The 15302-nt window shown below is 55.4% G+C and carries 10 protein-coding genes; 7 read left to right on the forward strand and 3 right to left on the reverse strand.

All coding sequences use genetic code 11. The features are described from left to right. Positions 1-85: 85 nt before the first annotated feature. Positions 86-2521, forward strand: a complete 2436-nt coding sequence (lon, locus tag GF1_RS01905; RefSeq protein WP_267927939.1) for an endopeptidase La — start codon at positions 86-88, stop codon at positions 2519-2521. 473 nt (positions 2522-2994) lie between these two features. Then, on the forward strand, positions 2995-4074 hold the full coding sequence (gene mltG, locus GF1_RS01910; RefSeq protein ID WP_267927940.1) for an endolytic transglycosylase MltG: 1080 nt from the start codon (positions 2995-2997) through the stop codon (positions 4072-4074). A gap of 95 nt (positions 4075-4169) precedes the next feature. Here mltG and GF1_RS01915 read toward each other — a convergent pair whose 3' ends face one another. Then, complete coding sequence (locus GF1_RS01915) at positions 4170-5279, reverse strand: RNA polymerase sigma factor (RefSeq protein WP_267927941.1); 1110 nt, start codon at positions 5277-5279, stop codon at positions 4170-4172. A 405-nt stretch (positions 5280-5684) separates the two neighbouring features. On the opposite strand from GF1_RS01915, the gene GF1_RS01920 reads away from it, so the two are divergent. The 4 genes from GF1_RS01920 to GF1_RS01935 all read left to right on the forward strand — a co-directional run bounded on the left by GF1_RS01920 (position 5685) and on the right by GF1_RS01935 (position 10334). After that, on the forward strand, positions 5685-7313 hold the full coding sequence (locus GF1_RS01920) for an NAD+ synthase (protein WP_267927942.1): 1629 nt from the start codon (positions 5685-5687) through the stop codon (positions 7311-7313). Between the two features lie 62 nt (positions 7314-7375). Beyond that, entirely contained in the window at positions 7376-9160 is a 1785-nt protein-coding gene (locus tag GF1_RS01925; RefSeq protein WP_267927943.1) for a hypothetical protein, read from the forward strand. Between the two features lie 117 nt (positions 9161-9277). Then, positions 9278-9889 carry a DUF2238 domain-containing protein gene (locus GF1_RS01930; protein ID WP_267927944.1) on the forward strand — a complete coding sequence of 204 codons (612 nt, stop codon included), beginning with the start codon at positions 9278-9280 and terminating at the stop codon, positions 9887-9889. Positions 9890-10079: 190 nt separating this feature from the next. Continuing rightward, entirely contained in the window at positions 10080-10334 is a 255-nt protein-coding gene (locus GF1_RS01935) for a cation transporter dimerization domain-containing protein (protein WP_267927945.1), read from the forward strand. A gap of 59 nt (positions 10335-10393) precedes the next feature. Here GF1_RS01935 and GF1_RS01940 read toward each other — a convergent pair whose 3' ends face one another. Beyond that, on the reverse strand, positions 10394-10960 hold the full coding sequence (locus GF1_RS01940) for an AAA-type ATPase lid domain-containing protein (RefSeq protein ID WP_267927946.1): 567 nt from the start codon (positions 10958-10960) through the stop codon (positions 10394-10396). Between the two features lie 14 nt (positions 10961-10974). Between GF1_RS01940 and GF1_RS01945 the strand changes: the two genes are divergently transcribed. Then, positions 10975-11973 carry a hypothetical protein gene (locus tag GF1_RS01945; protein ID WP_267927947.1) on the forward strand — a complete coding sequence of 333 codons (999 nt, stop codon included), beginning with the start codon at positions 10975-10977 and terminating at the stop codon, positions 11971-11973. A 310-nt stretch (positions 11974-12283) separates the two neighbouring features. On the opposite strand, the gene GF1_RS01950 is transcribed toward GF1_RS01945, so the two are convergent. Beyond that, positions 12284-15211, reverse strand: a complete 2928-nt coding sequence (locus GF1_RS01950; protein WP_267927948.1) for a PAS domain S-box protein — start codon at positions 15209-15211, stop codon at positions 12284-12286. Positions 15212-15302: the final 91 nt, after the last annotated feature.

The following is a 15302-nucleotide window of genomic DNA, read 5'->3' on the forward strand; positions in this document are numbered from 1 at the left end:
CTGCTGCGACCGGGATGCTGTTTCTGGAGTACATAAATTGGAGTACGATCAGCCGGAGAGCTGATTACAGGAGGATATGAACTACATGGAATTTAATGATTCGTTATCTGCAAGTATGGATGACTTCGGCGATAACACCCAGGATCTCGAAATCCCTGATCAGCTGCCCATGATGGCGGTTCGGGATGTCGTTGTCTTCAACTACATGATCATCCCTCTCTTTGTCGGTCGCCCCGGATCCATCGAGGCGGTTAACGAGGCCATGAACGGCAACAAGCTGCTCATGCTGGTGACCCAGAAGGATGCGACCAAGGATGATCCGGATCCGGAGGATCTCTACAGGGTGGGCATGGTCTCCATGATCATGCGGACCCTCAAGCTGCCCGATGGCCGGCTCAAGGTGCTGGTCCAGGCCCTGTCCAAGGCCCGTATCCGGGATATCCTGCAGAAGGAGCCCCATTACCGGGTGGAGATCGACCTGATCGAAGAGCCCGAGGTCGAGGAGATCACGGTGGAGATCGAGGCCCTGATGCGCACCGTGCGCGAGCAGACCGAAAAGATCATGTCACTGCGGGGAATCCTCTCCTCGGATCTGATGATGATCATCAACAACATCGAGGAGCCCGGCCGGCTGGCCGATCTGGTCGGTTCCAATCTGCGGCTCAAAATTGCTGAATCCCAGCAGATTCTTGAAACTGTCGATCCTGTTGAGCGGCTGCGCTTGGTGGCGGACCTGCTGCACAAGGAGCTCGAGGTTTCCACCGTCCAGGCCAAGATCCAGTCCGATGCCAAGGAAGAGATGTCCCGCTCCCAGCGGGAATACTTCCTGCGCGAACAGCTCCAGGCCCTCAAGCGGGAACTGGGCGACGAGGATGCCTACTCCCAGGAGATCGACGAGCTGCGCAAGAAGATCAAGAAAAAGAAGATGCCCAAGTATGCCAAGAAAGAGGCGAAGAAGCAGCTTGCGCGGCTGGAGATGATGCATCCCGATGCCTCCGAGGCGACCATCATCCGTACCTACCTGGACTGGATACTCGACCTGCCCTGGAGCAAGTCCTCCCGGGACCGGCTGGACCTCAAGATGGCGGCCAAGGTGCTCGATGAGGATCATTACGGACTGGACAAGGTCAAGGAGCGTATCCTTGAGTACCTGGCGGTGCGTAAACTCAACAAGGCCACCAAGGGGCCGATCCTCTGCTTCGTCGGTCCTCCGGGTGTGGGTAAGACATCGCTTGGCCAGGCCATTGCCAAGGCCATGAACCGCAAGTTTTACCGGCTCTCCCTTGGCGGCATGCGCGACGAGGCGGAAATCCGCGGCCATCGCCGGACCTACATCGGCGCCCTGCCGGGCCGTATTCTGCAGGGACTCAAGAACGTGGGGACCAACAACCCGGTGTTCATGATGGACGAGATCGACAAGATCGGTGCCGATTACCGGGGCGATCCCTCGTCGGCCCTGCTGGAGGTGCTCGATCCGGAGCAGAATTCCACCTTTTCCGATCATTACCTCAACCTGCCCTTTGATCTGTCCAGGGTCATGTTTATTACCACCGCCAATATGAGCGATACCATTCCCGGGCCGCTCATGGACCGCATGGAGGTGATCCGGCTTTCCGGGTATACCCTGGAGGAGAAGATGGTCATCGCCAAGAAGTACCTGCTGCCGCGGCAGATTATCGAAAACGGCATCAAGCCCAGTTACATCCGGCTCGACGACCAGACCATGGAGCTGATCATCAGCCATTACACCCACGAGGCGGGTGTCCGTGGCCTGGAGCGGGAGCTGGGCAAGATCTGCCGCAAGATCGCCCGCAGGGTGGCCGAAGGTGGCAAGGGACCCTACAAGATCTCCAAAAACACCATCAGCAAGTACCTGGGACCGCCGAAATTTCTCCCCGAGGCCGAGCTCGATACCCTGGCCCAGCCGGGCCTGGTGGTCGGACTCGCCTGGACCGAGGTGGGCGGCGAGCTGCTCCACATCGAAACCTCCATTGTCCCGGGCAAGGGCCGTCTGACTCTGACTGGACACTTGGGCGATGTGATGAAGGAGTCGGCCCAGGCGGCGCTGACCTACTGCCGCAGCCGGTGTGCTGATCTCGGCGTCAAACCGGAATATTTCGACAAGATCGACATTCATATCCATGTTCCGGCCGGCGCCATCCCCAAGGATGGTCCGTCCGCCGGCATCACCATGGCCACCGCCCTCTACTCGGCCATTGCCGGCAAGAGCGTGAAAAAGGGTCTGGCCATGACCGGTGAGGTGACCCTGCGCGGCCGGGTTCTGCCCATCGGCGGGCTCAAGGAAAAAGCCCTGGCGGCACTTCGGGCCGGGATCAAGCATGTGATCATTCCCGAGGAGAACCAGAAGGACCTGGTGGAAATTCCACAGGAACTGCGGAAAAAAATTACCTTCCATCCGGTCAAAAATATGGATCAGGTCATCGAGATTGCCTTGGGCAAGATCAAGAAACTGCGCCGCAAGCGCAAGGCAGCGGGAGAATCCAGGCAGGCAGCCGCCTGATCGGATTCCTCCCGCGGGGTTCACGGCCTGGCCCGTGAACCCATAGGGGTGTGTTATCCTTTGTTGCCGCTTTGGGAGCGGCGGGGGTGATACACCCTTTTTTTTGTGTATGTGATTACCACCAAAGCTCAGCTGTCACAGATCTGAGGGATAACATCGCTTCTTCTCTGTGCCTGTAGAAAAAACGTACTTGCTCAAAGGTACGCTCCTGCGAGTAACTCTTTCGCGGGCTCAGCGATGTTATCCCTTAATTCAGGCTGAGTTTCAGCGGTAATCAAATTTATTCAGGTCAGAAAACCATGTCCCTGGGGCAGGATCAGATATGAACACCTTTGCCATAAGAGAGAAAAGAGCGTGGCCGTCCTCGCTTGCGTGTACGTGCAGGGGCATTGGTGGAAATTCCCCGGTTCATCATGTCCTGTGGGCTTGATCCAATAATACCGGTCTCTCCGGGGTCGGACAGTTGATTGTTTATGGGCGGAAGGATACAGAGCAAACTCCTCTTCTGGATCCCCTGTGCGCTGCTGCTGATTTGCCTGATTATCGGTGGCTGGTTCTGGCGCTATGCGGTAACGCCGGCTCCGGGCGAGGGGGATGTCGTGGTCCATATCCCCAGGGGGGCAGGGGTCCGGGAAATAGCCTCCCTGCTTGAAGGCCAGGGACTGGTCCCGGGAGATTTCCGTTTCCTTCTGCTCGCCCGTCTCACCGGGTCGGCCGGGAAACTCCAGGCCGGAGAGTTCCGCATTCCCTACGGCCTGACACCGCTGGAGATCCTGCAGCTGCTCGAAGAAGGCACCCAGGTCATGCACCGGATCACCATTCCCGAGGGCAAGACCGTGCGCCAGGTGGCCGATATTCTTGCCGCCCGGGGCTGGGTGGAGCGGGAGCATTTTCTGGCCCTGAGCCGGGACCGGAAATTCATAGCCTCCCTGGGCCTGGATGCAGCCAGTCTCGAGGGTTATCTTTTTCCCGACACCTACACCCTGGTGCGCGGCATTGACGACGCGCCAACCATCCTTCGCCGCATGGTCGTCCGTTTCCAGGAGGTCTGGCAGGATATCCTGGCCAGTCCGGTCCCGGTGGATCCGCAGAGCAGAACCCTTTCCCGCCATGAGGTGGTGACCCTGGCCTCCATTGTTGAAAAAGAAACCGCCGAGCCGACCGAGCGGCCTCTCATCGCCCGGGTCTTTCTCAACCGGCTGCAGCGCAACATGCGGCTTCAGGCCGATCCCACGGTTACCTACGGACTCGATAACGTCCGTGGCCCCATCACCCGGGCCGATCTTCGCCGCAAGACCCCATACAACACCTATGTCATACCCGGCTTGCCGCCCGGGCCGATATGTAATCCCGGCCGGGCGGCCCTGGAGGCGGTACTTCATCCGGCTGATGGCGATGTGCTCTATTTTGTCTCCAGGAACGACGGTACCCACCAGTTTTCCAGAACCCTGAAAGAACATAACCGGGCGGTACGGGCCTATCGGAAGGCGAAAAAAAGAGGAACGGGAACCGGGCAGACCGGTCAGATGCAGGACAAAAAAAAGAGCGGGTAGCTCCTGGAAGATCCAGGAACCGCCCGCCCGGGTGAGAAGGTAGATGCCATGGGCTCGACCGGGATCCCGGTTCGGGTCGGTCGATTTTCCCTGGTTCAGCCGGCGTTGAACTTATCGCTCAGCTCACTGCGAAACGCGGTGTCGAGCTCCTGATCCGCCGGGACATGGAAGAGCACGGTGAGGCTCTTTTCCGTGGTGACCCACTCGACCAGCCCTTTGTCCGCCAGCCTGCCCCGCAGAAAGGTCTCGGCCCGCTGGCTGATCTGCTCCAGGGTGGCCACCGGGGTATCCAGGATGAGGGCCACCTGCTCGGGATCGATCTTCTCACCCTGGAGGAACCACAGGGCCTGGCGCCAGATTCTCGGCATGGTGGCAAGCGCCGGCTGGGCGTGTTTCTGTTCCTCGGTCAGGGTGGTGATCTCTTCGGGCGACAAATCACCGGGATAGGCGATGAGATCCTCCAGCGACAGGACTTCGTCCGGCTGATAGAAGTCATAGAGCCAGGACTCGTCGTCCGAGGTCGCACCTTCGTGGGTGGTGACCCTCTCTTCCAGGTGCAGTGTTTCCCGGCTGTCTCTGCTTTTCCTGATTTCTTCTTCCAGCTGGGTCAGGGCCAGCTTGTAGAGCCACGGTTTGATCTCCATGCTCTCCGGCTTTTCGTTCTGCTTCTCAAAACTCAGCACCACCACGGTGTCCACCAGTTCCTCGGGGGTGATATCCGAGGGCAGCAGATCACCGGAAGCCTGGAGATAGGTGATCTCACGCCGGGCCAGCCGGTACAGGTCGTTGAGACAGGGCTCGATGGTGGCAAACCAGGACTGGGGCCGGGTGACCAGCTCCTGGTTGTCGGCAGTCGTAAGTGGTGCTGTCTTGAGCTCCCGGCGGCGCTGCTTGCGTTTCCAGAGATGCTCGTTTTTCATCAGGCTTTTCTGCCTGGCAACCAACCGTTCCAGTTCCTTGAATCCCTTGCGGATAACGTTTTCCGCCTCATCTCCTTCCTCCTGGGTGGCCAGGGTTTTGCCGGGAACATGCAGGCTCAGGCCGATCCGGTAGAGCTGCTGGCTGCCATGTTTCTGGATGGCCCCGTGCAGGGAGGGGTTTTTCCGGGCCAGGCTGCCCAGTTTTTCATCCAGGTCCTGCACCAGTTCGGCCACAAGCTCTTTCAGTTTCTTTTTTTCCTGTTTGTCAATGTTTCGGTAGCTCACCTGGTGTAGCATCGTTTGCGCATCCTCTTGGTTAAGATTGTCTGAAGTTGCCGGTTACTTTGTGGTGTGTTATCCGTGCTCCCCAACGGATATGTCTGGTTCATGCACGGAAAAGGTATGTTTTTTCACTGTGATATCTACCTAATAGATAGGTACTCTCCTGTCGCTTGTCAAATGGGTGAAAGAAAAGAACAGGATGGCGGGTCCGCAGCCTCGGGTGTTCGGGCACCGTTATTTCCTTTTCAAAAACACGGGAACTGAGTACTTTTTCAACTCCAGGCCCTGGCAGGTCGTGGCCGGCGGGAAAATTTCTGCCGGCTCCTGCCGCCTGAACCAGAAATCAAGAGATGGCAGGCGTTGCGATGATGGATCGCCGCCGCTGTCCTGAGATCAGGCTCAATATTCATGAAAATCGCCCTTGTTCAGACCAATCCGGTGATCGGCGCCTTTGAGCGCAACCTGCGACAGGTCCAGGCGTGGCTGGAAAAGGCCCACCTGGCGGGATGCGATCTTGCCGTTTTTCCCGAGCTGACCCTGTGTGGCTATCCACCGCAGGACCTGCTGGAACGCTCCACTTTTCTCGAAGCCCATGACCGCGCTCTCCAGGAGCTGCTTGGTTTTTGCGGCGAAATGGCCTGTGTGGTCGGAGTGCCGGTACTTCGTCACGGGCCGGGTAAGCCCCTTTATAACTCGGCCCTGCTGATCGACGGAGGCCGGGTTGTTTTCCGGGCCCGTAAACAGCTCCTGCCCACATATGATGTCTTTGACGAGTCCAGGTATTTCGAGCCCGGTGAACCGGCGCTGGCCTTTCCCTTCCGTGGCCAGCGGCTGGGACTGTCGGTCTGTGAGGATATCTGGTCCGAGCCCCTGCGTTATCCGCTCAATCCGGTGACAGAACTGGTGGCTGCAGGCCGGCCCGATGTGCTGATCAATATCTCCGCCTCGCCCTATTATCACGGTAAGCTTGAAGAGCGGGCCCGGGTTTTTCGCGATCTCTGCCGGTCCCAGGGGCTCCCTCTCCTCTACGTCAACCAGGTGGGCGGCCAGGATTCGCTCCTCTTTGACGGCCACTCCCTGGCCATGGACAGGGAGGGACGGGTGTGCCGGGTCGCGGCGGGGTTTGCCGAGGATATGCTGGTGATCGACACCGACCACTGGCAGGAAGGGGCGCCGGTCCCGCCCCCGACGGATACCATTGATCAGGTTTTTGCCGGCCTGGTCATGGGGACCCGGGATTATCTCCACAAGATCGGTTTCAAGCAGGCTGTGCTCGGCCTGTCGGGTGGCATCGACTCGGCGGTGACCGCGGTTATCGGCTGTGCGGCCCTGGGGGCGGACAACGTGCTCTGTGTGGCCATGCCGTCGCCCTATACCTCGCAGGCCAGTGTGGATGATGCCCGCAACCTGGCCGGGAACCTTGGCTGCGGATTCGAACTCCTTCCCATCCACCGGACCATGGAGGCCTACCGGGAGACCCTGGCCCCGCTCTTTGCCGGGCTGGCCGACGATGTGACCGAGCAGAATATCCAGGCCAGGATCCGGGGCAACCTGCTCATGGCCCTGTCCAACAAGTTTGGCCACCTGCTCCTGTCCACCGGTAACAAATCCGAGCTGGCGGTGGGGTACTGTACCCTGTATGGGGACATGAGCGGCGGTCTGGCCGTGCTCGCCGATGTGCCCAAGGTCATGGTCTACGAGCTGGCCCGGTGGATCAACCGGGACCGGGAGGTCATTCCGGAGCATATCCTGACCCGGCCGCCCACGGCCGAGCTCAAGCCGGACCAGTGTGATCAGGATGACCTGCCCCCCTACGAGATCCTCGATCCCATCCTGGAGGCCTACCTGGAAGAGAACCTGAGTGTTGATGGTATTGTCGCCCGGGGATTTGACCGGGCGGTGGTCTGCGATGTCATCCGCCGGATCAAGCGAAACGAGTACAAGCGCAAGCAGGCACCCCTGGGACTCAAGGTGACCTCCAAGGCCTTTGGGTATGGTCGGCGCTATCCCATCGTCCAGGGATTTGTGGAAGAGTGAGAGGGACCCGGTCCTGTCTCGCCCATCGGCTGGATGTGAACTTTATTGTGCATGGATAGATCGTGTCTATAAACCGTAACAGTATAGCTGTCCTTTTCCTGGTTCTCGGGAGCATGGTTCTCATCGGGTACCTGGTGGTACGCGAGAGCCGGACAAAACGACCGGAGCAGATTGCTGTTACCACGGCCGGATACGTGGAGATGTGCCTGACCTGTCATAAGGACGAAAAACTGGACCCGGCCCATGATGCCATGGTGGTGGGGTGTTCCCCCTGCCATCTGGGCGACCCCATGGCCATTGACAAGGAAAAGGCCCACCAGGGGATGGCGCTCAATCCCGGAGATCTGCGGGTGGTCGAGAAAACCTGCGGTACCGAGGGGTGTCATCCGGCCGATATCCACAAGGTGAAAAATTCGCTCATGGCCACCAACCGCGGCATCCTGGCCACACTGCTCTACTACTGGGGCGAGGCCGAGACCCAGGATGGTGATTTTTCGGTGGAACAGCTGCTGGAAAGCGGCGAGACTTCGCTGGCGTTGGACTATTTTCGCAAGCTCTGCGCCACCTGCCATCTCTGGAAACAGAAAAATGACCTGCCCGGTGCGCCGGCTTTCTTTAACGAGAAGGGTGGGGGCTGCTCGGCCTGCCATTACATCCTGCCCGAAGGGGTCAGGCGGTTGACCGTGACCGATTTTGAACCTGAAGCAGCCCGGGATGCGACCGGGGCCGAGGGGGCAGAGAAAAAGAAACCCCATCCCTATATCATCAAGAAGGTGCCGGAGGAGAACTGTATCCGCTGCCATAACCGGTCGGGTCGCATCGGCATTTCCTACACCGGTATATTTGAGGCGGAAGGGTATGGTACGCCCTATGAAAAGGGGCATCTGTCGTCAAAGCGGCTGCCCGGTGACCGGTTCTACCTGGAGATTGCCGAGGATGTCCACCACAAAAAGGGCATGGCCTGTATAGACTGCCATACCCGTGATGAGATCATGGGTGATGGCACCAGTTACGCCCATTATGAAGAGCAGCTGGAGATCAGTTGTGAGGGATGTCATTCCCGGCAACCGGGTAAGACTCGGAAAGGCAAGGATATGACCAATATCAGGCAGGAGGGGGACAGTTTTGTCCTTATCGGCAAGAACGACGGGGTAAAACGCCCGCTTAATCCGCCGAAAAATGAGGCCTGCGAGTATCCTCCCCACAAGCGGCTGACCTGCGAGGCCTGTCATTCCACCTGGGTGCCGCAATGTTACGGCTGTCATGCCAAGCGGGATGCCCGGGAAACCCATCTCGACAAGCTGACCCTCGAGGAAACCCCGGGTTGGTGGGAAGAGGGGCGTTCCTATATCCGATATGAACAACCCATGCTCGGCGTGTGGGAGGATGAGGTCGTGATCGTCACCCCCGGCTGTCAGGATGTGGTGACGCTGATCGATGAAGAGGGGAAAATCGAGGGCGGTTTCAACCGGTTCACCATGGCGGCCATCAATCCCCATACTACCCAGCGCGAGGGCAGGACATGCAAGGACTGTCATGCCACTCCCAAGACCGTCGGCCTCGGTACCGGCACGGTATGGAAAGAGGACGGCCAGTGGCATTTCAGCCCCGTGGACCAGGGGGTGGAAACCGTGGCCGGCCGGACAGTGGGATTCGACGCCTTTGTCACCATCGACGGCGAGCCCCTGCAGCACGGATCACGCTCGAGCCTGCGGCCATTCAACAGGGACGAGCTTAAGCGGATTCTCCGGGTGGGCCTCTGCCTGGAATGCCACACCAGCTACGATGATCCGGCCTTCCGTAATTATGATCCCAAAAAGCCCTGTCCGGTATACAAGGAACCGTAAGCGGTGAGAGTGACGAGGCGCGTCTGGCTGTCAGACCAAGATAATCAGACTTGCTCCCTTCGCGCATCTGGCCCGCTGCCAGACGCTCATGAATTCAGTTTCACGTAAACAGCAGTTATGTGGCGAACCCTGTGGATCATCAGCTTCTGTGGCGTTCTTTTCTGGTCAGGCATCGGGCCGAAGGATTACCTTATCTGGTTCCTGGAGGTCTTTCCGGCTCTGATCGGGGCTGTGCTTCTGGCTGCCACCTATAAAAGTTTCCGCCTCACCCCGCTTTGCTATTTTCTCATTCTGGTCCACTCGATCATCCTCATGGTGGGAGGCCATTACACCTATGCCGAAGTACCGCTCTTTGACTGGCTCAAGGAGGCCTTTGATCAGAGCCGTAACAATTACGACAAGCTGGGCCATCTGGCCCAGGGCTTCATCCCGGCCATCATTGCCCGGGAGGTCGTGATCCGCAAAAAGGTTTTCTCTACTGCGGCCTGGCGCAATTTTTTCATTGTCTGTTTCTGTCTTGGTTTTGCCGCCTTTTACGAGTTGATCGAATGGTGGGCAGCGCTTCTCAGCGAGGAAGCTAAGGAATCATTCCTCGGCACTCAGGGCTATATCTGGGACACTCAATCGGACATGGCCTTCGCTCTCTCTGGCAGCATCTTCGCTCTGTTGCTTCTTGGAAAACTCCATGACCGCCAGCTTGAGGAAATTTCTCTTTATCGGCGCAGTTAAGGTTCTTCTCCTGTCTATGGATACTCCTGCATTACAAGACCGATCTGCTGACCAACGCCAGCACCCCGCTCGTCCTCTGCCTGGTCAATACCAATTGGTCCATCCTTGATCCCCCTCTGTGCCCTGGCTATTGCAGGCTATATCCTCCAAGAGCGCCTGGCACATCGGTTATGAGGCCACGCAGGTTCTTATGGACCGGGAACTGCCGGAAGAGATCCGCAACGAAATCTGCGATATTGTCCTTGCTCATCCATCAGGGTTGGGGATGCATGATCTCAGGACTCGGCAGTCCGGCCAGATCAAGGTGATTCAGCTGCATCTGTCTCTGGCCGAGGCCCATCATAGAGTGGCCAATGAGGTGGAATACGCGATCATGGAGGCTTTCCCGCAGTCAGACGTCATCATTCACCGGGACCCGGTGGGCTCCAGGACTGAGTGCCGGTGATTGTACGGCTCTTCGTAACCTGGTCTGGTAAGCGAACGAAGAGAGACTTCGAATCCTTGCTATACGTTATCAAGGCCGTATTTTTTCATCTTCCGCCAGAGCGTTATTTTGTTGATGCCAAGCATTCGGGCGGCCTCAATTTTTTTTCCTTCACACGCGGCCAGCACATGGAGGATATGTTTTTTTTCAACCTCCTTCATGTCAAAAGTATCGGGCGCAGCGACAGGGCGCTCAATTGCCGGGCTCCCTTTTGCTGAACCTGTCTGATGAATCAATAAACTTTCCGGCCGCAGCATTTCAGTGGTCTCGATAATCATGGCCCGTTCGATGATATTTTCAAGTTCGCGGACATTTCCAGGATAATCGTAACCAAGTAATACGTCATAGCTTTCAGGGGCAAGAGCCTCGACGGTCGGGTTGATATGGCGGTATTTTGCCAGGAAATGATCGGCCAGCAGCGGGACGTCGTCCATTCTTTCCCGCAATGGGGGAATGCATATGGTGACGACACTCAGCCGGTAATAGAGGTCGCTGCGAAACCGGCCTTCTCTGGCCTCCTGTTCGAGATTCTGATTGGTCGCTGCGATAACACGCGCGTCTATCCTGATTGTCTTCGGGCTGCCCACCCGGTATATTTGAGGTGGAAGGGTATGGTACGCCCTATGAAAAGGGGCATCTGTCGTCAAAGCGGCTGCCCGGTGACCGGTTCTACCTGGAGATTGCCGAGGATGTCCACCACAAAAAGGGCATGGCCTGTATAGACTGCCATACCCGTGATGAGATCATGGGTGATGGCACCAGTTACGCCCATTATGAAGAGCAGCTGGAGATCAGTTGTGAGGGATGTCATTCCCGGCAACCGGGTAAGACTCGGAAAGGCAAGGATATGACCAATATCAGGCAGGAGGGGGACAGTTTTGTCCTTATCGGCAAGAACGACGGGGTAAAACGCCCGCTTAATCCGCCGAAAAATGAGGCCTGCGAGTATCCTCCCCACAAGCGGCTGACCTGCGAGGCCTGTCATTCCTCCTGGGTGCCGCAATGTTACGGCTGTCATGCCAAGCGGGATGCCCGGGAAACCCATCTCGACAAGCTGACCCTCGAGGAAGCCCCGGGTTGGTGGGAAGAGGGGCGTTCCTATATCCGCTATGAACAACCCATGCTCGGCGTGTGGGAGGATGAGGTCGTGGTCGTCACCCCCGGCTGTCAGGATGTGGTGACGCTGATCGATGAAGAGGGGAAAATCGAGGGCGGTTTCAACCGGTTCACCATGGCGGCCATCAATCCCCATACCACCCAGCGCGAGGGCCGAACCTGCAAGGACTGTCATGCCACCCCCAAGACCGTAGGCCTCGGTACCGGCACGGTATGGAAAGAGGACGGCCAGTGGCATTTCAGCCCCGTGGACCAGGGGGTGGAAACCGTGGCCGGCCGGACAGTGGGATTCGACGCCTTTGTCACCATCGACGGCGAGCCCCTGCAGCACGGATCACGCTCGAGCCTGCGGCCATTCAACAGGGACGAGTTTAAGCGGATTCTCCGGGTGGGCCTCTGCCTGGAGTGCCACACCAGCTACGATGATCCGGCCTTCCGTAATTATGATCCCAAAAAGCCCTGTCCAGTATACAAGGAACCATAACCGGTGCAGTCTCTGCAGGTATATCGGCGTCCGCAGGCAGGGCAACTGCAGGATATGTTGCAATATCAGCTGAAATTTCTGTGATTCCAGTGTGATTTTCAAGGATAGAAGTCTTCGCTATCTGTTGTGGCTGGACAGGGTTGAAGCCCGGAGTCTCCCTGCGGTCGCTTACCCGGAGTCTCCCTGCGGTCGCTTACCTGGTCCAGTCGTGCTGGTCAGGTTGAAGTCGATACCGTCTATCGGTCACGGCCAATCCGGAAATTCCTGCCCACCCATTATTGATACGATTGCCGGGGAATAATGCGAAGGATTAATCCCTCTCTTCAGGGAGGGCGGATTCCTGGTGAGTTTGCGGGTTGTTTTCGTCCAGTACCATTCGGACTGCTTTGACAAGTGTATCGCCAATGATCGGCTTGGTGAGATATTTTTTGATGCCCATGGCCAGAGCCTTTTCTTTGGAGACCACCTCGCTGTGGCCAGTGCAGAGGATTATCGGCATATCTGGTTTTATCTCCAGTACGGTCTGCGCCAGTTCGAAGCCGGTGAGCCCTGGCATGGTCTGGTCACTGATGAGCAGGTCGAATTGCTCCGGATCTGCCTGGATTTTTTCCAGGGCATCCCTGCTGTCTGTTACCGCTGTAACCTTGTAACCATAATACTCCAGCATTCTCTGGCCTGCGCGGACAAGCAGGAGTTCGTCGTCAACAATCAGAATTCGTTCATGGCCCATGAGCGGGCTGGTTTCAGCGGGTGATGTTTCGGAAGCCAAATCTTCCGGTTCGCTGGTAATTTCCTGCAGTGCCGGTAAAAAGATAGAAAAAGAACTTCCTTTGCCCGGAGTGCTTTCCACTCTGACAAATCCTTTGTACGACTGAACGATACCATGGAGGACAGCCAGTCCCAGCCCGGTCCCCTTGCCCATTTCTTTGGTGGTGAAATAGGGCTCGAAAATCCGATCGAGGAGTGTCTGGTCCATGCCGCAGCCTGTGTCGCTGACAGTTAGAACAACAAAAGGACCGGCAGACACTTCTGCTTCCCCGATAAGTTCCGCGTCACCTATCTGCCGGCGATGCAGACTCACCCTTAAGGTCCCCTTTTGATTCTCCATGGCATGGAGAGCGTTGGTGCAGAGATTGACAACGATTTGTTGTATATTGGTCGGGTCAGCCAGAATTGTGCCGCATTCCTGATCAATATCCTCCTCTATGGTTATGGTCGTCGGTAGAGTGGAGCGCAACATATGCAGCGTATCCTTGACTACCAGGTGCGGTTTAAGAGGTTGCGGGTCAGAACTTGTTTTGCGGCTGAATGTGAGTATCTGTTTGACAAGATCTGTTGCCCGTTTCCCCGAGGAAATGACCTGGTCAATATCTTTTGCCGCCTTGGAGTCTGCTGGGATATTCTGCCTGGCCAGTTCAGCAAAGCCTATGATTGCTGAAAGAATATTGTTGAAATCATGAGCAATACCCCCGGCAAGGGTGCCAATCGCTTCCATTTTTTGTGCCTGGGAGAGTTTTTCCTCAAGTTGTTTCAACTCGGTGATGTCTTTGGCAACATGGGCAATAAATTCCAGATTGCCCTGTTCATCGAGCACTGGTGCGGCAGAGACCATAAAGGTTTTTTGCAGGTTCTCATGATATATTTCCCTGGTGTACGGCTGAAAGTTTTCCTTGGCATCCAGAACCGGACAATCCGTGCAGGGGTTCTCCGAGCCATAGAGAAGTCTGTGGCAGTGATTACCGATAATCTCGTCACAGGGAAGACCAAGAATATTACATGTGGCCTGATTTGCTTTTATTATACGTAAATCGATGTCCATGAGGGTTACAATATCAGCAAAAGAATTAAAAGTCCGGTTCCACTCCTCTTCACTTTTTCGTAATGCCGCTTCAGCCTTTTTTCGTTCAGTGATGTCATGAATTATCGAGTATAATAATTTGCTTCCATGGATTGTTATTGGGCCGCTGTATACTTCTACGTCACGAATTTCGCCGGTTTTAAGACGATGTTTGAAATAAAAGTGATTTCGTTGTTCTAATTTTTCCTTTTTCATCTCCTGAAAAACCTGCTCTTTCGATAGTATGTTGATGTCAGATATTTTCAGTGAAACAATCTCATTAATGCTGTAGCCATAGTAACGGCAGGCCGCAGGATTCGCATCGACGATATTTCCATTTTCAGGATTTATTAAAAGCATGACAGAATGATTGTTCGCAAACAGGCTGAAGTAGCGTTTTTCGCTCTCCTTCAGTTCTTCTTCTCTCTTTTTTCGCTCTGATATTTCTTTTTCCAGCTGCTCTTTGACTTTGGATAACTGTTGATTACGTGTTGTCAGTTCCTCTGTTCTGGTGCGGATCTGCTGCCGTAAAAATAAGGTTAAAGCCACAGCGAAAGAGAAAAGAAGACCGAGTGCGAGCAGGGTTGTCTTGATCCATCTTGGGGCCAATGGTTTTTGTTGTCCATCGAGCCAATATTCCAGCGACTGGTAGTAAATGGAGCTCTTGTCTGCTTTCAACTTTTTCAGGTGCTGGCTGATACCCTGGAGTATGTCGCTGTTTCTGTTCTTAGGCGCAGCATAGCTGACATCTGTTGGAGAGAAAATTATCGGTGTCTTTTCCACGATAAAACGATGCGCATTCTGTGAGGCATAGATACGATTAATTACTCCGGCATCAGCTTTGTTATCCTGGACAAACTGTAAAACTTCGTCATAACTGTTTAGAGTTATGAAATTGACTTTCAGGCCAAATTTTTCAATAATTTCTTTGAGAGATTGATAATATATGTCATTATCTAGGACAGAAACAGTGCTTCCTGATAGGTCAAGGATAGATTCAACTTGAAAGTTAGTATTGCTATACACTCTGCCCCAGTTTGTGATAAGCGTCTCGTCAGCAAAGTCATATAATTTCTTTCTTTCTGGTGAGTAAGCAATGGCGACCTGAATATCAATTTCGCCATTTTTCAGTCTCTGAAGACATTCCTTCCAGGTCCCTTCTATGAACTGCAATTTCCAGTCTTCCTGACTGGCAATAGAGCGGAGAATATCAATGGCAAATCCCTGGAAACGTCCATTTCCATCCTTGAAAACAAGTGGTTTGTTACTGTAAACTCCGACTTTAATCCGCTTGGAGAGAGCCTGGGTGGGACAGGAAAGGAGCAGAAGGAGAACGACAAGAGGCGTCAGTAAATATAACGCGTTGTTTTTGTAGATATTATTATCGCCCCGGAAAAACATCGATCACTCAGTATAAAATATGGTGGACGGAGATAAATATATATTAATAAGAAGTTGTATGAAAATCACCAAGATAGTGACAGTGTGCGTA

This window comes from Desulfolithobacter dissulfuricans (assembly GCF_025998535.1).
In the GTDB taxonomy this organism is placed as follows: Bacteria; Desulfobacterota; Desulfobulbia; order Desulfobulbales; family Desulfobulbaceae; genus Desulfolithobacter; species Desulfolithobacter dissulfuricans.